This is a genomic window from Lactobacillus sp. ESL0259, assembly GCF_003693045.1.
In the GTDB taxonomy this organism is placed as follows: domain Bacteria; phylum Bacillota; class Bacilli; order Lactobacillales; family Lactobacillaceae; genus Lactobacillus; species Lactobacillus melliventris.
Genome location: NZ_REHP01000003.1, coordinates 96,951 through 115,477, shown reverse-complemented (window position 1 = coordinate 115,477; position 18,527 = coordinate 96,951). Strand labels below are relative to the sequence as shown.

25 protein-coding genes are annotated in these 18,527 nt (G+C 35.8%); 5 read left to right on the top strand and 20 right to left on the bottom strand.

Annotation, left to right across the window (positions count from 1 at the left end):
- Positions 1–7: 7 nt before the first annotated feature.
- From F5ESL0259_RS01290 to yaaA, 10 genes are all read right to left on the bottom strand, one after another.
- A complete protein-coding gene (locus F5ESL0259_RS01290; RefSeq protein ID WP_046324231.1) occupies positions 8–799 on the bottom strand; it encodes a tyrosine-protein phosphatase in 792 nt (263 codons plus the stop codon).
- An 83-nt stretch (positions 800–882) separates the two neighbouring features.
- Complete coding sequence (locus tag F5ESL0259_RS01285) at positions 883–1,431, bottom strand: NADPH-dependent FMN reductase (RefSeq protein WP_046324230.1); 549 nt, start codon at positions 1,429–1,431, stop codon at positions 883–885.
- Between the two features lie 11 nt (positions 1,432–1,442).
- A complete protein-coding gene (locus F5ESL0259_RS01280) occupies positions 1,443–1,982 on the bottom strand; it encodes an NADPH-dependent FMN reductase (RefSeq protein ID WP_046324229.1) in 540 nt (179 codons plus the stop codon).
- Positions 1,983–2,137: 155 nt separating this feature from the next.
- Entirely contained in the window at positions 2,138–2,743 is a 606-nt protein-coding gene (locus F5ESL0259_RS01275; RefSeq protein WP_046324228.1) for a TetR/AcrR family transcriptional regulator, read from the bottom strand.
- A gap of 106 nt (positions 2,744–2,849) precedes the next feature.
- Positions 2,850–3,071: a hypothetical protein gene (locus F5ESL0259_RS01270; protein WP_046324227.1), complete on the bottom strand. Its 222-nt coding sequence runs from the start codon at positions 3,069–3,071 to the stop codon at positions 2,850–2,852.
- 454 nt (positions 3,072–3,525) lie between these two features.
- The gene (locus F5ESL0259_RS01265) at positions 3,526–4,200 is read right to left on the bottom strand and encodes an ABC transporter ATP-binding protein (protein WP_122037226.1); all 675 of its coding nucleotides are present in this window, start codon (positions 4,198–4,200) and stop codon (positions 3,526–3,528) included.
- Position 4,201: 1 nt separating this feature from the next.
- A complete protein-coding gene (locus tag F5ESL0259_RS01260) occupies positions 4,202–5,263 on the bottom strand; it encodes an ABC transporter permease (RefSeq protein ID WP_122037225.1) in 1,062 nt (353 codons plus the stop codon).
- Entirely contained in the window at positions 5,263–5,784 is a 522-nt protein-coding gene (locus F5ESL0259_RS01255; RefSeq protein WP_122025602.1) for a TetR/AcrR family transcriptional regulator, read from the bottom strand. The genes F5ESL0259_RS01260 and F5ESL0259_RS01255 overlap by 1 nt, the downstream gene beginning before the upstream one ends.
- Positions 5,785–5,922: 138 nt before the next feature.
- Complete coding sequence (locus tag F5ESL0259_RS01250) at positions 5,923–6,528, bottom strand: histidine phosphatase family protein (protein ID WP_122037224.1); 606 nt, start codon at positions 6,526–6,528, stop codon at positions 5,923–5,925.
- Positions 6,529–6,578: 50 nt separating this feature from the next.
- Complete coding sequence (gene yaaA, locus F5ESL0259_RS01245) at positions 6,579–7,346, bottom strand: peroxide stress protein YaaA (RefSeq protein ID WP_122037223.1); 768 nt, start codon at positions 7,344–7,346, stop codon at positions 6,579–6,581.
- Positions 7,347–7,402: 56 nt separating this feature from the next.
- Here yaaA and F5ESL0259_RS01240 point away from each other — a divergent pair, with 56 nt between their 5' ends.
- On the top strand, positions 7,403–8,083 hold the full coding sequence (locus tag F5ESL0259_RS01240) for a hypothetical protein (protein WP_122037222.1): 681 nt from the start codon (positions 7,403–7,405) through the stop codon (positions 8,081–8,083).
- Between the two features lie 170 nt (positions 8,084–8,253).
- On the opposite strand, the gene F5ESL0259_RS01235 is transcribed toward F5ESL0259_RS01240, so the two are convergent.
- Positions 8,254–8,445: a hypothetical protein gene (locus F5ESL0259_RS01235; RefSeq protein ID WP_046324220.1), complete on the bottom strand. Its 192-nt coding sequence runs from the start codon at positions 8,443–8,445 to the stop codon at positions 8,254–8,256.
- Between the two features lie 213 nt (positions 8,446–8,658).
- On the opposite strand from F5ESL0259_RS01235, the gene F5ESL0259_RS01230 reads away from it, so the two are divergent.
- Together F5ESL0259_RS01230 and F5ESL0259_RS01225 are read left to right on the top strand one after the other, a co-directional pair.
- Complete coding sequence (locus F5ESL0259_RS01230) at positions 8,659–9,240, top strand: hypothetical protein (RefSeq protein ID WP_122037221.1); 582 nt, start codon at positions 8,659–8,661, stop codon at positions 9,238–9,240.
- Positions 9,241–9,255: 15 nt separating this feature from the next.
- A complete protein-coding gene (locus tag F5ESL0259_RS01225) occupies positions 9,256–9,834 on the top strand; it encodes a hypothetical protein (protein ID WP_122037220.1) in 579 nt (192 codons plus the stop codon).
- A gap of 123 nt (positions 9,835–9,957) precedes the next feature.
- On the opposite strand, the gene F5ESL0259_RS01220 is transcribed toward F5ESL0259_RS01225, so the two are convergent.
- The 5 genes from F5ESL0259_RS01220 to F5ESL0259_RS01200 are packed head-to-tail and all read right to left on the bottom strand — an operon-like array spanning position 9,958 to position 13,608.
- Positions 9,958–10,806, bottom strand: coding sequence for a PTS system mannose/fructose/sorbose family transporter subunit IID (locus tag F5ESL0259_RS01220; protein WP_110445528.1), 849 nt, complete (start codon positions 10,804–10,806; stop codon positions 9,958–9,960).
- Positions 10,803–11,624 carry a PTS sugar transporter subunit IIC gene (locus F5ESL0259_RS01215; protein WP_122037219.1) on the bottom strand — a complete coding sequence of 274 codons (822 nt, stop codon included), beginning with the start codon at positions 11,622–11,624 and terminating at the stop codon, positions 10,803–10,805. The genes F5ESL0259_RS01220 and F5ESL0259_RS01215 overlap by 4 nt, the downstream gene beginning before the upstream one ends.
- Entirely contained in the window at positions 11,621–12,097 is a 477-nt protein-coding gene (locus F5ESL0259_RS01210) for a PTS sugar transporter subunit IIB (protein WP_122037218.1), read from the bottom strand. Before F5ESL0259_RS01210 ends, F5ESL0259_RS01215 begins: the two co-directional genes overlap by 4 nt.
- Entirely contained in the window at positions 12,078–12,527 is a 450-nt protein-coding gene (locus tag F5ESL0259_RS01205) for a PTS sugar transporter subunit IIA (protein ID WP_122037217.1), read from the bottom strand. The genes F5ESL0259_RS01210 and F5ESL0259_RS01205 overlap by 20 nt, the downstream gene beginning before the upstream one ends.
- The gene (locus tag F5ESL0259_RS01200) at positions 12,517–13,608 is read right to left on the bottom strand and encodes a tyrosine-protein phosphatase (RefSeq protein ID WP_122037216.1); all 1,092 of its coding nucleotides are present in this window, start codon (positions 13,606–13,608) and stop codon (positions 12,517–12,519) included. Before F5ESL0259_RS01200 ends, F5ESL0259_RS01205 begins: the two co-directional genes overlap by 11 nt.
- A gap of 166 nt (positions 13,609–13,774) precedes the next feature.
- On the opposite strand from F5ESL0259_RS01200, the gene F5ESL0259_RS01195 reads away from it, so the two are divergent.
- The gene (locus F5ESL0259_RS01195) at positions 13,775–14,575 is read left to right on the top strand and encodes a MurR/RpiR family transcriptional regulator (RefSeq protein ID WP_122037215.1); all 801 of its coding nucleotides are present in this window, start codon (positions 13,775–13,777) and stop codon (positions 14,573–14,575) included.
- A gap of 88 nt (positions 14,576–14,663) precedes the next feature.
- Here the strand turns inward: F5ESL0259_RS01195 and efp are convergent, their stop codons facing one another.
- From efp to coaA, 3 genes are all read right to left on the bottom strand, one after another.
- Positions 14,664–15,236, bottom strand: coding sequence for an elongation factor P (efp, locus tag F5ESL0259_RS01190; protein WP_122037214.1), 573 nt, complete (start codon positions 15,234–15,236; stop codon positions 14,664–14,666).
- A gap of 181 nt (positions 15,237–15,417) precedes the next feature.
- On the bottom strand, positions 15,418–16,407 hold the full coding sequence (locus tag F5ESL0259_RS01185; protein WP_122037213.1) for an ornithine cyclodeaminase family protein: 990 nt from the start codon (positions 16,405–16,407) through the stop codon (positions 15,418–15,420).
- A 72-nt stretch (positions 16,408–16,479) separates the two neighbouring features.
- Positions 16,480–17,394 (bottom strand): type I pantothenate kinase, encoded by a 915-nt coding sequence (gene coaA / locus F5ESL0259_RS01180; RefSeq protein WP_110445519.1) that lies wholly within the window; start codon positions 17,392–17,394, stop codon positions 16,480–16,482.
- A 95-nt stretch (positions 17,395–17,489) separates the two neighbouring features.
- On the opposite strand from coaA, the gene F5ESL0259_RS01175 reads away from it, so the two are divergent.
- On the top strand, positions 17,490–18,062 hold the full coding sequence (locus F5ESL0259_RS01175) for an SGNH/GDSL hydrolase family protein (protein WP_122037212.1): 573 nt from the start codon (positions 17,490–17,492) through the stop codon (positions 18,060–18,062).
- Between the two features lie 14 nt (positions 18,063–18,076).
- On the opposite strand, the gene F5ESL0259_RS01170 is transcribed toward F5ESL0259_RS01175, so the two are convergent.
- Complete coding sequence (locus F5ESL0259_RS01170; RefSeq protein ID WP_122037211.1) at positions 18,077–18,526, bottom strand: GNAT family N-acetyltransferase; 450 nt, start codon at positions 18,524–18,526, stop codon at positions 18,077–18,079.
- Between the last annotated feature and the right edge of the window lies 1 nt (position 18,527).

The window sequence follows — 18,527 nt, the reverse complement described above, 5'->3', positions numbered from 1 at the left end:
TTTATCCCTAATTTTCCAAATAGTTCTTTCTTATTTTCTCTTGCATTTGCTGGTCAATTCCTAGCTGGTTAGCAATATAGGAATCAATTCCACCAAAATCCTCATTGATGGTAATCAAGCTGGTATCAAAATACGCGTTGGCAACTGAACCTAAAATACGCATGTTGGCCCGAAATTTATCATTTTCACCGGCCTTTTTAAATCGGGCATCGCGAACTTTACGGTAATCGTTGAGCATTATATTGGAATAAAGGTAATCCTGGCGAATTGTTTCTAAATCCACGCCTAAAATATAAAGCAGTATTACTGTGACTAATCCCGTTCTATCCTTACCTTCTGAACAATGATATAAAACTGCACCATCAGTCGTAGCAGCAACTAAACTAACAATTTGATGAATATTATTCTGAGAAAATTGATTACTGATATGATCATGATATCTTTGACACATCATATAAAAGCCGGCATATTGATCCTTGCGGTATTGCTCAAATTCCCTGCTCATATCCAAACCCTTACCACCGGTATTATCATCAGCCGATAAGGGGAATTCATAATGAGCAACGCCCTGAATGCTTTTATCAGAATTAGCTTTGCATTCTGCCGGAGAGCGCAAATCAATAATTTTAGTCAGACCATAATTAAGTAAAAACTGTTCATCTTCTGGCGTTATTTTACTTATGTTACCAGTGCGTAGTAAGCGATGAAACTTAATCTGATGTCCGTTAAAGCCAATATAGCCACCCAAATCACGCGGATTACGAACAGATTTTACAGGTAAAATGACAGGTTCAGTCATGCCAACTTCCTTTCAAAAAAATAACCGGATAGGATACCCCCTATCCGGTTATTTTACTCTCTGCCAGTTAATCTAGCAAAAGTTTATTTATGTGCTTGCTCAACAAACTTAAAGAAGTTGTCCATCATACCATCTAATTGCTTGATAGTTGCTTCATCAGTCAATTCACCAGTTTCTTTGTTGAATTTATCTGGAGCTTGACCAATTAAAACTTCATTACCTGGTAAAACATTTGCACTCATATCAGGTGAAAGTAAAATTTCACGCATATCTTCTTGGGCACGACCAGTACCTTGTGAACCATATGATGCACCAGCAATAGCAACGGGCTTCATTTTCATAACGTTAGGGCCAGCGTGTGAGCCTAACCATTCAAGACTGCTCTTTAAAGCAGCCGGAATTGTATGATCATATTCTGGAGTAGTAATTACAATACCATCAGCACTCTTAACGTCTTCGATCCAAGCCTTGATAGTATCATCAGCCATTTCTGTTCTGCAGAAAGGTGTCAATTTGTCGACTTCTTTAACTTCAATATCTGCTTTATCACTATAATGCTTGGCAATAAATTGTGCTAAAAAGCGATTATATGAAAAAGGTGCATTTGTACCAACAATTGCTAATATTTTCATTCTCAGCCCTCCTATTTAGTTACTTGTGCGTACCAACTATCAACTTCATCGAAAAAGTGATCTAAGAATTTAACGGTTTCTTCATCTTTCAAGTCACCATTATCGTCAAATTGAGTTGGTGCAACACCCATCATGAATTCATCACCATTGAAGACCTTAGCGCCAAAACCAGGTGCTAAAAACAGACTCTTCAAACGACTTTGTGAACGAGACGCACCTTGTGGCATTGGTGAAGTTGAAACAATAGCAACTGGCTTACCCTTAAATGGGTGAGTTACACAAGATAACCACTCAAGCGCGCTACTCAAAGCACTGGTAACAGAGTGTTGTTGTTCAGGAGAACCAATTAATACCAAGTCGGCATCTTCAATTTCTTTACTCAAGGCTTGGACTGCTTCTGGGGCATCTTCACCTTCTTTAAACATTGGCAACCCTTTAACTGTTGTCAGCTTAAAATCATACCTATCGGCAAAACGCTTAGAAATAAATTTAAGCAATGCCTCATTAAATGAATTTTTGGCATTTGAGCCAGATAATGCAAGGATTTTCATAAAAACCACCTTTCAGGAAACTAATTTCACTGTTAATTATAGCATATCCGTATCTTTTTAACATGTTCCTGATTTCAGATAGCTTTAATAATTTAATACTTTCGTATAGCTTATCCTGCTTACACTATGTAAGTAGTAAAAACTATTTCGGGGCTTTAATTGTATTTTTCTTCTGTCTTAAACAGAGAAACATTACTTTTCTTGCTGAGCCAGTCGTTTAAAATTGCATCATTAATTTGTGCCTTTAAAACGTTGATAATTTGTGTTTGGGAAAAAGTCGCAATTTTATTAACTATTAATGAAGCAATTCCACAAGTAGTTATCCAGTTAGCAATAATAATACTTCTGATTTTTTCTGCAGAATACTTACTATCCGGAAATTGATCTTTAAATTTCTCAGTTCCAAAATCTATTAAAGTATCAGCGATTATTTCATTGCCACACTTACCTTCAACAAACATTGCTTTGAAGAGATTCTCTTGTTCTTGGGCAAAATCAATATACGATAAATCCATATCAATCAATGGTTCAGCAATATAGCTTTTCTGTAAAATTTTATTCTTTAAGTTGTCCGCAATTTTACGCAAAACCTCTTGGCGCAAATCTTCCATACTATCAAATTCAAGATATAAAGGCTGAGTAGAGAAATGGCCAGCCTTAGCAATGCTGCGGGCCGTTAAGCTTTCAACTCCATCCTTAACAACCATTTTATAAGCAATATTTAAGATCTTACTTTTTCCTATTTCTTTTTTTCTAGCCATTTTTGATTTTTTCCTTGATTAACTTTAAACGTATTTTTTAGACCAGCTTCTAGAACTGGTATTGCCACAGGTGAAATATATTTAAGCACACAAATGTGATGAGCAGTTAATCCTCATTATTCAAAAATTCATCATAATAAGTTGAAACCATATCACTTAATTCTTCTTTACTTAAGCCTTGAGCTGCACAAAATGAAAAGAAAGCAGCTGATAGAATATAGCCACGCTCAGAATCATCTGTTAGATTATCCGAAAAGGCCATATTAATGCTATGGTTCTGGTAGTCGGTTGTTAATTCAATAGATTTGTCTTCAGGAATATCGTTCATCATTATACCTCTAGATAAAAAGCTTTATTTAGCAAAAATTTAGTATTACACTAATAAACTATAAAACAAAAAGCCTGCCAAATAAAAACATGAAATAAAATATTTTAGTCAGTTTAACGTAGAATCCATCTCTCAATCAATTCTTCAAACAGCTTAAAAATTAATAATTTTATTTTTAATTACTTATGTTATTTTGCTTAAAAATAACATCTTTTTTACTATTATTAAGAATAGTAAATTTAAAAGTACTTTGTCAAGGACAAAGTACTTTTTCCTAACACAAAAGAATAAAGGATTTTTCTAACTTTTAATAAGCGGTTTCAATTAATAACAATAATTAGAACTAGTTAAAAAAATTACAAACAAAAAATTACTATTGATAAAACAGTTTAGTTGCTTTGACATTTTTTTAAAAAACATTGCTAATAGTTATTTTATTCTTAAAAATTAACAATTAACTCTTTTGCCTGATTTTTCCATCCATCATTTCATAAATATGATCTGCGTATTGTTCTAGCCGCGGATCATGTGTGACCAGCAAGACGGCTTTGTGATAATCTTTGGCTAATTTTTTGAACAATTGCCCTACTTCAGCCACATTCTCACTGTCAAGAGAAGCGGTAGGCTCATCGGCCAGCAAAATTTGCGGGTTAGCATAAAGAGCACGAGCAATAGCTGCGCGCTGCTGTTGCCCACCCGATAGTTCATTAGGATACTTATTAATTAAAGAACTAATTTTCAGCTGCTTGAGTAATTCTTGCAATTTTGCAGCACTGATATTGCCCTCTTTTTTTACCTTATTAACTAATTCAAATTGCTCTTTAATTTTTAGAAACGGTACTAAGTTATAAGCCTGCAGTACAAAGCCAAGTTGCGTTAGTCGTAAACGGTCACTTTCTCTAGTAGAAATATGCGCAATGTCCTGACCACCAACAATAACTTTGCCCGCAGTCGGTTTTTGCAAAGAGCCGGCAATTGTTAAAAAAGTGCTTTTACCAGCTCCTGACGGGCCCATAATTAATACCACTTCACCTAGGTTTGCCTTAAAATTAATGTTTTTTAACGCAACGACTTGTGCAGCCCCTGTACCATAAACTTTTTGAACATTCTTTAATTCAATAATTGCCATGTTATTCACCTATCGCCTGTGCTGGATTTACTTTTAATATTGATCTGACTGGAATTAAGCTGCCGATAATTGCAGTTACCAATAAGCCGATTGTTCCGGTCAAAATAATTTGGGGTGTAAAACTAATCGGAACAGCGGGCGGTAAAACCTTGACTGTTATCATTGTGGCTATCAATCCGATAATTAAACCTGCAAGTACTAATATCAATGCTTGACTAATAGTTGCTTTAACTAATGTACTGCTGGGAATCCCCTGTGCACGCATAACCGCATAGTTATGCAATTTCTGCATCGTTAAAATATAGAGGAAAACTGCAATTATAATTAACGAAATAACATATAAAAAACCAATCATTAATTCAAAAGTCATATTTTGGGCAGTGTACCCCGGAAGTTTTTTAATAAACTGGTCAATGGGATAGGTCTTACAGTTTTGATAATTATATTTATAATCCGGATTACGAGACACTATTGCCGAAGCACGCAAGGTTGGCATTCCCTGACGTAATTTTTTCCAAGACTGCAGCGTGCCATAAATAATTGGAGCAATATTGATTTTAGCATTTTTAACAAAGCCAACAATGCGGTACTTTTTAGTAGAACCGTTTAGCGCTAATTTATCACCTAACCGGTAACCCTTGGTTTTAAACGCCTGATCAACAGTTACTTCATAATTCTTTTTTGCTCTTCTACCTGCAATCAGTTCCTGATCATGATAAATAAACTGCTCCCTTTTAATTCCGATGAACTGTGCTGAAATTTGTGGTCGCTTTGAGTTTTTGACTACTACCGGAATTTGTCCTACTAGAGCTTCATCTTTAGTCAATGCGTCTTTTTTTAAGTCATTTTTTGTTAAAATCGACTGACTCATACTGACATTGGCATTTTTGTTTAAAACTACTTTCTGTGCATTCCAAGATTCTAGTGCCTGTGTATTTTCGCTGGCCAACCCTGTTGCCAGTGCTGACAAAATAAATATCAGATAACTAATCAAAAAAATCATTAAAATAATTAAGCCATAACGAAGTTTTTCTCTTTTTATTTCTTTAATTGCTAAAAACATTAATTTTTTCCTTTGTTTAACAGTTCCAAACTTGCCTTCAAGCGAGTCATAATAGCTTCTTTTTGTTTCGGATTCTCGAGAACCATTCTAATAGCTGCATGACTAAGTACCATGGCACTCCAATTTTGGGGATCCAATGCGAGCAGTATTTTTGACGGAAAATGATGATCAAATGTATTCTCGTTATACAAAATATGCATTTTAATTAATCCTGCATATGTACTTTCTTTTGTTTTATCTAAGAAATGAGTTACATTATCGTAATACTGCTGGGCTTGAAATTGCGGCAATATTTTCACTGGTGAATGAACAGTTTTCAGAGCTAAATCATACATATAGTGATAAGCATCATTCAAATCCGTAAAATACTTATAAAAAGCGCCACGCGCAATCCCAGTCTCCTTAACTATTCGCGCTACCTGCGCTTTTGCCAAAGGATATTGACTGAATTCTTTCAGTAATGCACTTTCAATTTTTTGCTTTTTATCTAGTGGCAAGTTAATAAAAGTTGACTTAGCCATATTTCAGTTCACCTCCTGTTTCCTCTTAGTGACACCGTGTCACTTAAAAAGAATAATTCATTTATGATTAATCGTCAATTATAATGCTCAATTAATTGCCGCCATCAAAAAAGACCTCTTATTGAGGTCTATTGCTTTTTATTCTAGTGTCAAAATACGATTATAATAGTTTACCCGCGGAATGCCACTACGATAAGAAACTTTTGCTAACGCACAATTGTCCATAGTTTCAAAGAAGTTCATATCACCTTGCGTAAAATAATGAGCAAACATCATTCTGATAAGGGTGCCATGACAAAATACCAAAACTTTTTTAGTTAAATAGTTATTTTTCATATCAGCTAAAAAGCTGCCGCATCTTTCATCTAATGACGCAAATGATTCACCACTAGGTGCGTATTTGATGTAAGCAGCAGCGGCCTTACCCCAAGGATCAATTGCGTCAGGATATTTTTGTCCTAATTCGGAAAGAAATTTACCATCCCACTCGCCAAAATTAATTTCTGTTAACCTCTGATCAATTTTAATTTCTTTTTGTCCCTTGGTGAAAATTTTAGCGGTAGTCAAAGATCTCTTTAAGGGACTTGAAAAGACCACGTCAAAACCAGAAGGATCAAAATTAGCAGCGGCTCTTTCAGCACTTGCACGGCCAACCTCATCCAAATCATGATCATAGACTGAGCCTTGAATTCGGCCAGTTTTATTTAAATCAGTTTGACCATGACGAACAAAAACAATTTCCATAATAACCTCACATTTCCATGTCGTAAATATATTCTTTTACTCTAAATTCTTCAGCGCCGCCTAAAATCATACTCTGTCCGAAATATGTAAGTATTGTCGGTGCTAATATTTGGTACAAAATTAAAGCCAAAATCATGAAAGTCCTGCAATTGCTGCGGCTTACTCAATTGCTTTTCCGCAATATAACGCACCATTTCTCCACGCGCCATTTTGGCATGTACACCAATTGTCTTCCACTGACCATTTTTCTTTTCTTGAAAATAAATGCTAATCATTTGTCTGTTATTTGCTACAAAGGGCGTAATATTGCGCGAATATTCTTTTGAAGCTAAATTAATTAACACTTGATCTTCATTAAAAAGATTATCAGCGATTGTTGAACCCCAAAATTGGTACAAGTTGGGCTGACTAAACCCCCAAACTTTATTTTTCATTTCTAAGCGGTAGGGCCATACACCGTCAAAAGGTCGTAAAACACCATACAGTCCCGATAATATCCGTACATTATCTTGTAAATAAGATAGAGCAGGAGCAGTAAACAGGTCAGCAGCCATGTATTGATATTGAATACCAGAATACGAAATAACGGCTGGAGTTAGATTATCCTTTTGATTTAAATTAAGTTCCTTAATTTGTTTTTGGCCTTCCTTTGTCGTGCGTTCACTTGATTGCCAGATTTTTTGCAATTCGTTAAAACTACAATTTTTTAGAAAAGCAGCTAATGCTTGAGCTTGGGCTAAAAACTGCGGCTGCGACTTAGCAGGAAAAGATTCGCGGTCGACTATCATCTTCATCGCTGGTGAAATAATAATTTTCATCTTTACCACCTTTTGGGTTAAACTTATTACTGATATTTACTAGAGGAGAAAAATTAATGAATCCTGATTTTGCCATCGTATTAAATTTTAAACTAAAAAATGCTAAAGGTGTAGACGCTGATTTTTTAGTAAAAACTGCACGCAATATTGGTGCTCGCGCCGTTGCTGCTGATGCATTTAAAACTGACTTTGCAAAAGCCTGCAAAAAGTATACTATTGCTTTAGTCACTACTGAACCCATTCAAGCTAACTATGAATTATCTGCCACGAATGTGGTAGAGCAACTAATTTTGCAGCGCAAAGCAGGACAACAAGCAGTAATTGATATTCCTATCACAGATGACGGCAATTTACTGGCAGAAACTAAAGCACTGCTTACGCAAATCAATAACTGGATGCATCTGTTTGGTCATGCCTTCAATGAAGGCGAGCCGTGTCATCTCACTATCAGCAATGTTAATGAAGATAATGGCTTTGTGTTGCAAAATAGACACATGCACTTTCAGAAGTATATCTTCATCAAGGCCCCCTTGCCTGAAATAATAAAAATTCAAGGCTTGACCAATAAACCTAACCGCATTGAAATGGTTGCCCAAAGAACTGAACTTGATTTCACTTTTGCTGATAACCAATTGACTATCAACTTAAAAAATGCACCTAAAAGTGATTTTACCTGGCAAGTGATCAGGATTCAAGGGCATCGGCCAGAAGATGATATTAAAGAAACAAAGTTTTAAAAGTTAAAAGCAGGGTTGAAGATTTTGTTACTCTTCAACCCTGCTTTTTCATTTAAGATATTCTAATACTTGCCCAATATTTTCTTTTTTTATCCTCCGGCATATTCTGATTATTTAGAATTTCAATTGCATGCTGCAGCAATGAATAAATTTGTTTATCATCATTACTGTCAATAATTAAGATAACTTATTTTAAAGTATGATTCCAAGTTTGAAGTATCTTTCTCTTCTAAAGCCTTTTTAATTAAAAACCTAAAAATAGCCTTCATATTACGAGTCTTTTTACGTTTTTCCTGCTTTTTGTCATAAACCGGCAAAAATAGTGCAATACAAACAGCTGCAATTTCGGCAAATGCTGTCACTCATTCTGACAAAGGTCCTATACTAATAGTCTCGCCTCCACAATTATTATACAAGTATTGGTTAAAAGCAAAACGATATTTTTTACTGAATAAATACTCATAACAACAAATATAATGCGTATTGTATTCATTTATATAAAAAATTACACATTTTATTTCTATATGAGGTATGATTATATTAAATAGCTGATTGTGTTATTGAGGAGGTAAGATATGCAGTATAAAAGACCTTTTTATAAAAAATGGTGGTTTTGGCTTGTTATTGCAGTAATCACTGTTTTTACTAATTTCGGACCTGGCAACAATGAAACACAAAGTACACACCATTCCACTGAGGCTCGCTCAGCAAAAGTAGAAAAAAGCCGTAAGCAAAAGGCAGCAGCAGAAAAAAGAAAAGAAGAAAAAGCGCGAAAACTAGCCGCTGAAAGAAAAAAAGCCCAAGCCAAAAAGCTGGCAGCTAAAAAAGAAAAATTAAGGAAAAAGCAGTTAGCGCAAAAACGGCGGAAAAAACGCGCCAGGCAACTAGCCCAAAAAAGAAGACGCGCGCAAAAACGGCAATTGGCTTTACAGCAAAAGCAAAAAAAGCAGTTACTTGCGCAAAAAAGGGCACAAGCAAAGCCGGCTGCCGCTAATGACCGTAATAGTCGGACAGTTTACGTAGCTCCAACTTCAGGGAGACGATACCATTTTGACCCTAATTGCCGTGGACTGCGACCAGCAAATGGGAACATTACTCAAATGCCATTAAAAGAAGCCATTAATGAAGGCTACACCTTATGCAAATGGGAAGATTAGGGAGAAGAATAAAGAATGGTTAAAATCGGTTTTAGAAAGCCTAGTTTAAAAAGATCTATCTCTGCCAGAACAAAGGGGAGAGCGACAAGGGCTATAAAAAGAGCTATCATTCCCAACTATGGTAAGCGTGGTATGGGTTGGGCCCATCCTAAAAGAAAGATATATAATTCAATTTATAATAAGACTACTTTTGATACTCGTAAATTATTTATTAATAATAGTTCTAATAAAAGCCAGTCATCTTCTGGCACTATTAATAAGCAATATAAAATGAATTATCAAACTGAAGCAAGCATGAAAAGTAATAAAAATAATCTTCAGTCAAACACAGGTAACCCAAAAGCACAAATTAGATATTTTAAAATCAAAAGCCAAAAAGATGTCAAAACTAATCGTGAGTTATACTATCTAAAAATTGTCCGTTCCTGCTTCTTATGGCTAGGAACAGTCCTTTCAGTATTCGGACAACTGAAAATAGGTATCTATCCTTTAATTATTTGGGCTATACTAAAAATTGCGACACTGTCATTTGGAGAGCCAATTAACCCCAAAGAAGTTAAAAATAATGTTTCTGAACTCAATAAAAAGCCCTAGAAAAAAATTTAATAAGTAAGGTATTGCAGTTGGTTATAACCTAAAAGGCTGCTAAATTGCGTTAACAAAACGTTGATTTAGCAGTCTCTTTATATAATATTGTAGTTTTTAACTAATTATTCATTACAAAATCTTGAAATAGGTTAAGCCAACTACTACCACCATCATTGCAATAATTAACATTGCTGCATGTTTACCATTAGTCTTCTTTAAGATGTAGTAAACCAAAACAGTTACCAGTAGACTTAACAGACCCGGCATAATTTTATCAAACATCGATTGCAAGCTAATGACATTGCCACCAACTTTGTTAGATACATTAGAGTGAACAACAATTTTTAATGGTGTTTTGACTTTAATAACTGTTGAAATCAGAGCACCAACAACCATTAATCCAACTACATTAGCCATTGTGGAAATACGCTGGATGACGTCGCTTTGTTCGTTATTATTTAAAAAAGCAATTCCCTTTTTATAACCAAATGAAACAGCATAGTATCTTGCTCCCATATTAATTATGTTATAGAGAATAAACATCAAAATTGGGCCAAAGATGCTGCCACCAAAAGCAATTGAGGCACCAATACTACCAACGATTGGCAACCATGTAAATTTAATCAGACTGTCGCCTAAACCGGCCAAAGGTCCCATTAACCCGGTTTTTAATGGATTGATCCCATCTTTTTCATCAGGAGATGTTGTTTCCTCCATTGCGGCTGATAATCCTAAAATTACAGCATCAAAATTAACGTGAGAATTATAGAAAACCAAATGCCGCTTCATAGCTTCTGATAAGTCTTTTTTATCAGGATAGATTTTTGCCAGAGCCGGTGCGATTGCCCGCATAAATCCTACACCTTGCAGCGTTTCATAATTTAAGGTAATGCGCATAGTATTGAGTCGCATAAACATGCGCCAAATATCTCTATTGTTCAATTTGTGTTCAGGCGCAGTTAACTTTTCTTCACTCATAGGTCATAGTCCTCCTCATCGTCTTCTTCATCGCTGCTTGAATTATTTAATTGCGTGCTTGGTGAAACTTGAGCTTTAGCACTAGGCTCACGAGTTGCTCTTTCGTATAAGAAAGCAAACACCAAAGCGATCAACGTAATTGGTAAGATATCTAATTTTAAATAGGAAGATAAGACGAAACCTAAAATAATAAACATCCACAATTCGCCTTTTTTAAGCATTGTCATCATTAATAATGCAATACCCACTGAAGGAATGATGGAACCTGCCGTGCTTAAGCCATTAATGATAAATTTTGGCAGGTCATTTATTGCTTGTTGAATTGCTCCTGCACCAAATTGCAGGGCCAAAAAAGTAGGGAATGCACAAGCAAAACCGTATAAAAATGCAGGTGGCCATGTTAGCCAAAATGTACCTTTAACATCAGCATTATCAGCTAGTCGTTTGGCCCAGCCGTTAAGAGAACAGTTAATTGTTTCGATTAAAACAAGTAGTTGTTGCGCCAAAATTGAAGTTGGAACAGCCAGTGTAATGGCAGTTGCCACCATTGTTGAAATATTGCCACTGGTGTTACCCATTATTGCAAGAGAAGTACTAATCATCGTACCGGTAATGATGTCTGGAGCCATATAGGCACCAACATCACCAATACCCATCCACATAACTTCAAGTGTTGCGCCAATAATAAGTCCAGCTTGCAAATTGCCTAGAATAATACCCACAATTGGTGCAATTAACAAAGGCCGCCTGAACATCTTTGTACTGACATTATCAATTCCTAAGAGAAAGGCCAAAGCCGTTAAGATAAAGACTTTCATTTTTGTAAAACCTCACTTAATTTAACTGCTCCATCTGTTGGAACCATTTGAATCTCTATATCTACTCCTAAATCCAGCAATTTCTCCAGTGATTTCTTTTCCTCATCAGTTAAGAAAACAGCTTTGGTATATTGTTTACGTTCATCATTGCCACGAATGCCACCAATATTTAATTTTGGTATCTGATAACCACTGTCAACAATCTTTTCCACCGTAAATGGAGAGGCAAATAAAAGCATGGTTCTTCTTGTAACTGGGTTGTGAGGGACAATTTTTAAAAATTTCTCAGTTGAAAAGATATGTAATTTAACATTGCGCGGAACACTCATTTTTAGAACATTCGATTGAATTTTATCCTTGGCAACCTTATCATCAACAATGATCACTTGCTCAATCTGCTTAACATTAAGCCAAGTCGTTACCACTTGTCCGTGAATTAAACGATCATCAATTCTACAAAATTCCACTGCCATCTTCGTCTTGCTCCTCTTCTTTAAATCTATCTGAAATATTCTGAAAGCCCATGTTATAGGACTTCTCTAGTGATTCTGCTAGTTCAGCCAAACTGCGATTGCGATTGGTGAATAAATCTAGCAGCATTGGCAAGTTCAACCCGCTTAACACCAAGATGTTGTCTTTTTCTAAGCAAAAGGTGCCACTGACATTTGACGGGGTGCCACCTAAAATGTCGCATATAATGATGGTGCCATTACTGGTGTCAAGTTCATCATACATTTGATTCATTTTTTCTTTTGCCTGATCCAAGTTCAGGTCTTCAGTCACAGCCAAATAAGCACAATTATCTTGCTTACCTACAATCATTTCTGCGCTACGCAGTGCTTCTTTTGCCATGTAGCCATGACTAGCTAAAATCACTGCAACTGCGGAATTTTTATCTGCCATTTTCGTTCCCCTTTTCCAAGTAAAAATCTCTGGCTTTGTTAATTTCTGCCATAGTTAATTTAAAATGTTGCTGAAAGTAATTTTCAGGAGTACCAAAAAGCTCGTATATTTTATTGATTGCCGCTTTAATGTAACTTTCGCGCGTATCAATCATAGCCATTAAATAATCAAGATATGATTTTTTCTGAACCAGTTTATGATACAAGTCATACTTTAACTGGTTTCTTTCTTTGCGAATAATCTTAGTCAGCATGTAATCGCGCACGATATCTTCTTCTTTGATGTTCAACAGCAGCAATATCAGCATTGAGCCAAAACCGGTTCTATCTTTGCCACCACGGCAGTGGTGAAGTAATGGCAAAGCTTCTCTACGCACAACAGCTTTTAGCATTCTGCCGTAAGACTTTTGCGCAATCGGAGAGGTTACCAAGTCTTCATAACTTTCAATGACGTTTTCGCCCCGATCATTAATATACTTTTCTGGAACTTCTCCATTTTCCAGAGACTGAACCAATTTTTCATTTTCACCTTTTAAATCAACTACATTAGCTGCAGCCTCAGAAAAACTCGACTGTGGATCACAATTGAGAATTTCTAAAACTGTGGGTAAATATTTATTGGGATGAAATTGTCTTTCATGTGGTGAACGATAATCAACAATTGTCTGCAAATGATAATTCGTTAATATTTGTTGATCGCTGTCATTAAGCTTTGATAATTGGTCTCCGCGAAACAAGATGCCCCATTTTAAAAAGCGCCCATCTTTAGCTGAGTAGCCTCCCATATCTCGGATATTGATTGCATTTTCAAGTGGAATAACTCGTTCAGCAAAGATATTCGTCACAAAATGAGAAGCGGTGTTTTTGATAATATAGTATTTTGGCAAATTCTTGCGTGGAATTTTAACTGTAAAATCACCGCTAGAGCTTTCCGCTATAACCTTTTGTATTTTTTCAAGTTCTGGTACATCACCTATTAAAAGCTGATAAGGGCCATTGTTTTCATTCTGCAATTTAATTATCAGTTGCTCGCCATCACGTTTCATAGAAATGTTCGGTAAAATGTATGGTTGCTTTTTCATTAACTTTTGATACCCCTTTCATTAATGATAATACTACAAGAAAATATTTTTCGCAATTTATTTTTTAAGAAAATTATTTTCATTTTTAATAAAATGTAGTACAATGAAAAAAAGCAAATCTATCCGCTTACAATAAACTTTAAGGCTTTCTTGGGAGGAAATTATTTTGAATCCACTTATAGCAATCCAAAAAAATTATTTGAATTTTTCTAAAAATGAAAAAGTTATTGCCAATTATATTTTGCAAAACAGTCCTCAAATAAATAATATGAAAATTACTGAACTGGCAAGTCACACTTCAACCTCTATTTCAACCATTACCAGGTTCGTCAAGAAAATCGGCTGTCAAAGTTATTCCGACATGAAGGTTAGCATTGGTCATCATTTAATTAATACTGTTCCTAAACAAAAAGATGACATTTTAAGTGAAGTTTTTACTTTTTATCAAACAGTTATTAAAAATACTCAGCAAATGATAGATCAAAGTCTAATCAAGCAGTTTATTGCGTTGTTAAAAAAGCAAAAACATATTATTGTAATTGGTTCCAGTAGTTCCGGTGTTTCTGCTGCTACATTTGGTCTGAGACTTATGCGAATGGGTTTCGATGCTCAGAGTTTCAGCGATCCTAATTGGATGGAGATGCGTGCTAGTATTGCCAACAGTAATGATCTTTTTTTAGCTGTATCAAATAGCGGTACAACAGATTGCATCGTTAAAACACTGACCTTAGCGCAGAAACATCAGGCAAAAATCGTTTCGATTACCAGTTATCTAGAAAATCCTGTTGCCCAACTTAGTGATCTGATTTTTCACGTATATAATCCGCGCTTTGCTAATAACGAGAAATTTATTAATTCCCAGTTTTCGAATATGTACCTAATTGATATTTTGACTTCATGCTTGCAAGAAGAAGCTGATTTACAAAAGTCAATGCTTACTACCAGAAAAGCTGTAGGTGATATTTAGTAATAAAAAGGCCCCAAAAGTTAGACAACTTTTGGGGCTTAGTACATTTTATTTACGTCTTTTTATTATTCTAATAGTAAATATGTAATTATTTACTTCCTTCAGCTCTCGACTTATAGGAACCTTCAGCTGTATTAATAACCAGCTCCTCCCCTTCTTTAATAAAGTCGGGAACTTGAACTACTAATCCAGTTTCCATTGTGGCAGGTTTACCAGAACCGGTAACAGTAGCACCTTTAATGCCTGGTTCAGTATGAGTTACTTTCATCGTTACAGTTGACGGTAATTCCACACCCAGCAATTTACTGTTATTGGCAAATTCCAACTGAACTTCAATATTAGGCATCAAATAGAGTTTGTCATCATCTAATTGTTCACTTGAAACTTCATATTGTTCGTATGTTTCTGTATCCATGAAAGTGTAAATATCACCCTCATTATAAAGATATTGTGCGTTCTTCTTAGTGATATCAACTAAATCTACTTTCTCAGTCGGGCGCATAGTTTTATGAACCACAGCACCACTTTCAACGTTGCGCAAATCCATTTGCATAACGGTGTTGCCCTTTCCCGGCTTATGGTGGTTAGCTTTCAAAACCCGAATTAGTTTGCCGTCTTGACTAAAAACCATACCTTTTTTTAAGTTTATTGCTTGTACCATTTTTTACTCCTTTAAATCCATTTATTAAATTAATTATTGACTTCAGGAAACCACGCCGGAGGTAAAGCAAACTTTTTTATCAATAATAAATAAATCTCATTCATAATGATTAGTATAGCAAAATTTGGACTTTATCAACACCATAAAATCAATCATTTTAAATAAACTAAAAAGTTGAGACTTACATGTTAACTTGAGTTCCAACGTTTTGCTTTACAGCGTTATCATAAATGGATTTTGCGGCCAGCAAGTCTTGAGCCGCAATACCAACCGTTTCAAAGAAAATTATCTCATTGTCATTTTCGCGTCCAGTTACTTCACCGCTAACGACTTGGCCAATCTCGCCAGTAAAGTCAGAGTCAGAAACTAAGCCTTTATTTAACGGAATAATTATGTCACCTGACTCTGCCAAAACAGCGTCTTTAGAATCAAAGTAAATTTTATCCGCTTTAGCAACCAGTTCTGCTGGTGTTTCTTCCATTTGTGGTTGATAGGCACCTACACCGCAAATAGTAGCACCTTGCTTAATAAAGTGAGCATCATAAACTGGTTTAGTTGACGACGTGACAGATATGACCACATCTGCATCCTGTACTGCTTCATTCCCAGTCTCAACCGCCGTGATTTTGGTGTGGTATTGCGCCAAGTCCTTTTGCATTTTCACAGCAAACTTTTGAGCACGTTCAAAATCAAGGTCACTCACGGCCACCTCATCTAAGTGACGCACAATCAGCATAGCCTCAAGCTGAGTTGCAGCCTGTCCGCCTGTTCCAATTAAGGCACCCTTCCTGCAATTCTTTTTCGCCAAGTACTTGAGTGCAACTCCTGCAGCAGAGCCGGTGCGTAATTGGGTTACATAATTACCGTCTAATATAGCATTAACTACACCGGTTTGGGCATCAATATTTAAGACTTGGGCATTAATAGATGGTAATCCCTGACTAATATTTTCAGGAAACATATTCAATACCTTCACGCAAGCAGCTTCGTAATCTTCACAAAAAGCGGGCATACATAAGAAAGTATCCTTACCATTTTGCTTAAGAATTTGAGTTCTTAATGGTACATCCACTTTACCGGCAGAGAAGTAACGAAAAGCGTCACTGACCGCAGCAATACAATCTTTTAATGAATAACATTTTTCAATATCATTTCGGTTTAACAGTAACATCTATTCCTCCTGTTATCTCTCAATATCATAATTCTAAAGCCTACTATAAGTTAAAGTTATCCCCGCTACATGTTAGATTTGTTTGAGATAAATTTTGTCAATAACATGGCCAGCAGTTTTATGCAAAATCAAACTGGCACGCGGCTTGGTAGGGGCAATATATTCCCGCAAATTAACCAAATTTACCATTTGCCAAGTTTCTTGTGCAAACCTAAGAGCTTCATCCCGTGGCCCATTAGCCATTTCATAATAAAAGTTATGTGGATTATTTTTATTGAGCTCCATCAGTCTGACAAAACGCTGCATGAACCATTTTTCAATCAGGTCTTCTGGTGCATCAATATAAATCGAAAAATCGAAAAAGTCGCTGGTTACAATTTGACCATTGGTAGGCAGTTGCAACGTGTTAATTCCCTCAATAATTAAAATATCAGGCTCACATACGTGTCCATATTTTCCGGGAACAATATCACTTAACTCCTGAGAATATAGTGGGTAAACAATGTCTTTCTTGCCACTTAAGACATCTTGTAAAAAATTAATCAGCAAGTTCATATTATAACTTTCGGGAAAACCTTTGCGGTCGGTTAAATTGCGCCTGGTTAATTCTTGATTGGAATAAATAAAACCATCTGTAGTCATTAAGTGCACTTTTAAACCTGGATATGAACGACTAAGTAATATTTGCAAAAGCCGTGCAGTAGTTGATTTCCCCACTGCTACAGAACCTGAAATACCAATAATAAAGGGGGCGCTTGCAACTTTTTGGTGTAAAAAATTGCCTTGCTTTTGCTGCAAAGCCCGCTTTTCTTGATAGACTAAATAAAGATATTTGATTAAACTGCCGTATACCTCTTGCACATCAGTTAAATTGATAATATCTCCTAAAGATTTAATCTTAGCCAATTCATCTTGAGTTATTTTAACCGGTTCAGTGGCAGACAATGACTGCCATTCTTCTCTATTAAACTGTAAATAATTTTTCATCCTAGATATCCTTGAATTTTAATTCTTATAATATAGTAAAATAAAAACATAAAGTTCTTTAATTAATTTCCTTAATCATACAGAAAGGCAAAACTATGAAAAAAATAATCTTATTTGGTGACTCCCTGTTTAATGGTTATCGTGCTGGTCATGATACTAAAATAGTAACTACTGGAGTGCAAAAAGAATTTGTTGGTCAAGCTCAAATTAGCAACTTATCCTTAAGTGGTGCTACAACAGCTCAAGGCAAGCAGCGTTTAAACTTAATTCCAACAGATTCTGACATAGTGGTCCTTGAATATGGTACAAACGACATGTCTACTGGTTGGGGAATCAGTAGTGCTGAGTATGCCGCCAATCTTAACGACATGGTTAAAAGTATTGGTGCTTCGAAAATGATTATTGTAGGTCCTGCTTATGAGGATCCTAATAATAAGTATATTATGCAATACTACAATCACCAAAATATGACAATTTATAATCAAATCGCTATAGATTGTGCCCGCAAATATAACATTCCTTTCATTAACTTGATCGCTAATTTTTGTCAGTTAAAAAATTTATCTTCATATTACCAAGAAGATGGACAGCATCTTACAGCTGCAGGAAATCAAATCTTAATTAACCTGGTAGTAGCGGCAATTAAACAAAAACTTGCACAATTATAGTGCAAGTTTTCATCTTATAAATCCTTATACATCATTACATGCTTAATGTCAGCTTCTGTAAAAGGCTCACCTTTAGTATGGTAGCCTAAAAAGTCGTAGAAGGGTTTAGCCTGCCATTGTGCATGACAATAAAGGCGATTAACCCCTTGTTTACGCAAGTATTCGTGAACCTGAGTCATCATTTTGGCACCCAGTTTTTGCCCGCGGGCTGCTGTAGCAACTGCTACTCTGCCTACCAGCCACTTGTCTTTTTCTTCAAAAATGCGGCAAACAGCCAGAGCGTTTGTTTTTTGATCATTCAGTAAATAGACTTGAATAGCGTCCAAATCTTCGTCATCCAGCTCGGGTACAGTAATTTCCTGTTCCGTTACAAATGTATCTATCCGCAAACGAGCAACGCAAAACATTTCCCGCCCTGTCATTTGCGCAACTGTTTTAAACGTAAATTTTTCACTTTCAGTCATA

What these genes read in the sequence shown, in the direction of transcription:
- coaA (WP_110445519.1), bottom strand. Translation starts at nt 17,394, where the DNA reads ATGAAAAATTATTTACAGTTTAATAGAGAAGAATGGCAGTCATTGTCT.
- F5ESL0259_RS01270 (WP_046324227.1), bottom strand. Translation starts at nt 3,071, where the DNA reads ATGAACGATATTCCTGAAGACAAATCTATTGAATTAACAACCGACTAC.
- F5ESL0259_RS01240 (WP_122037222.1), top strand. Translation starts at nt 7,403, where the DNA reads ATGAATCCTGATTTTGCCATCGTATTAAATTTTAAACTAAAAAATGCT.
- F5ESL0259_RS01215 (WP_122037219.1), bottom strand. Translation starts at nt 11,624, where the DNA reads ATGAAAGTCTTTATCTTAACGGCTTTGGCCTTTCTCTTAGGAATTGAT.
- F5ESL0259_RS01230 (WP_122037221.1), top strand. Translation starts at nt 8,659, where the DNA reads ATGCAGTATAAAAGACCTTTTTATAAAAAATGGTGGTTTTGGCTTGTT.
- F5ESL0259_RS01260 (WP_122037225.1), bottom strand. Translation starts at nt 5,263, where the DNA reads ATGTTTTTAGCAATTAAAGAAATAAAAAGAGAAAAACTTCGTTATGGC.
- F5ESL0259_RS01290 (WP_046324231.1), bottom strand. Translation starts at nt 799, where the DNA reads ATGACTGAACCTGTCATTTTACCTGTAAAATCTGTTCGTAATCCGCGT.
- F5ESL0259_RS01255 (WP_122025602.1), bottom strand. Translation starts at nt 5,784, where the DNA reads ATGGCTAAGTCAACTTTTATTAACTTGCCACTAGATAAAAAGCAAAAA.
- F5ESL0259_RS01170 (WP_122037211.1), bottom strand. Translation starts at nt 18,526, where the DNA reads ATGACTGAAAGTGAAAAATTTACGTTTAAAACAGTTGCGCAAATGACA.
- F5ESL0259_RS01200 (WP_122037216.1), bottom strand. Translation starts at nt 13,608, where the DNA reads ATGAAAAAGCAACCATACATTTTACCGAACATTTCTATGAAACGTGAT.
- efp (WP_122037214.1), bottom strand. Translation starts at nt 15,236, where the DNA reads ATGGTACAAGCAATAAACTTAAAAAAAGGTATGGTTTTTAGTCAAGAC.
- F5ESL0259_RS01210 (WP_122037218.1), bottom strand. Translation starts at nt 12,097, where the DNA reads ATGGCAGTGGAATTTTGTAGAATTGATGATCGTTTAATTCACGGACAA.
- F5ESL0259_RS01225 (WP_122037220.1), top strand. Translation starts at nt 9,256, where the DNA reads ATGGTTAAAATCGGTTTTAGAAAGCCTAGTTTAAAAAGATCTATCTCT.
- yaaA (WP_122037223.1), bottom strand. Translation starts at nt 7,346, where the DNA reads ATGAAAATTATTATTTCACCAGCGATGAAGATGATAGTCGACCGCGAA.
- F5ESL0259_RS01280 (WP_046324229.1), bottom strand. Translation starts at nt 1,982, where the DNA reads ATGAAAATCCTTGCATTATCTGGCTCAAATGCCAAAAATTCATTTAAT.
- F5ESL0259_RS01285 (WP_046324230.1), bottom strand. Translation starts at nt 1,431, where the DNA reads ATGAAAATATTAGCAATTGTTGGTACAAATGCACCTTTTTCATATAAT.
- F5ESL0259_RS01185 (WP_122037213.1), bottom strand. Translation starts at nt 16,407, where the DNA reads ATGTTACTGTTAAACCGAAATGATATTGAAAAATGTTATTCATTAAAA.
- F5ESL0259_RS01205 (WP_122037217.1), bottom strand. Translation starts at nt 12,527, where the DNA reads ATGGCAGATAAAAATTCCGCAGTTGCAGTGATTTTAGCTAGTCATGGC.
- F5ESL0259_RS01220 (WP_110445528.1), bottom strand. Translation starts at nt 10,806, where the DNA reads ATGAGTGAAGAAAAGTTAACTGCGCCTGAACACAAATTGAACAATAGA.
- F5ESL0259_RS01250 (WP_122037224.1), bottom strand. Translation starts at nt 6,528, where the DNA reads ATGGAAATTGTTTTTGTTCGTCATGGTCAAACTGATTTAAATAAAACT.
- F5ESL0259_RS01175 (WP_122037212.1), top strand. Translation starts at nt 17,490, where the DNA reads ATGAAAAAAATAATCTTATTTGGTGACTCCCTGTTTAATGGTTATCGT.
- F5ESL0259_RS01275 (WP_046324228.1), bottom strand. Translation starts at nt 2,743, where the DNA reads ATGGCTAGAAAAAAAGAAATAGGAAAAAGTAAGATCTTAAATATTGCT.
- F5ESL0259_RS01265 (WP_122037226.1), bottom strand. Translation starts at nt 4,200, where the DNA reads ATGGCAATTATTGAATTAAAGAATGTTCAAAAAGTTTATGGTACAGGG.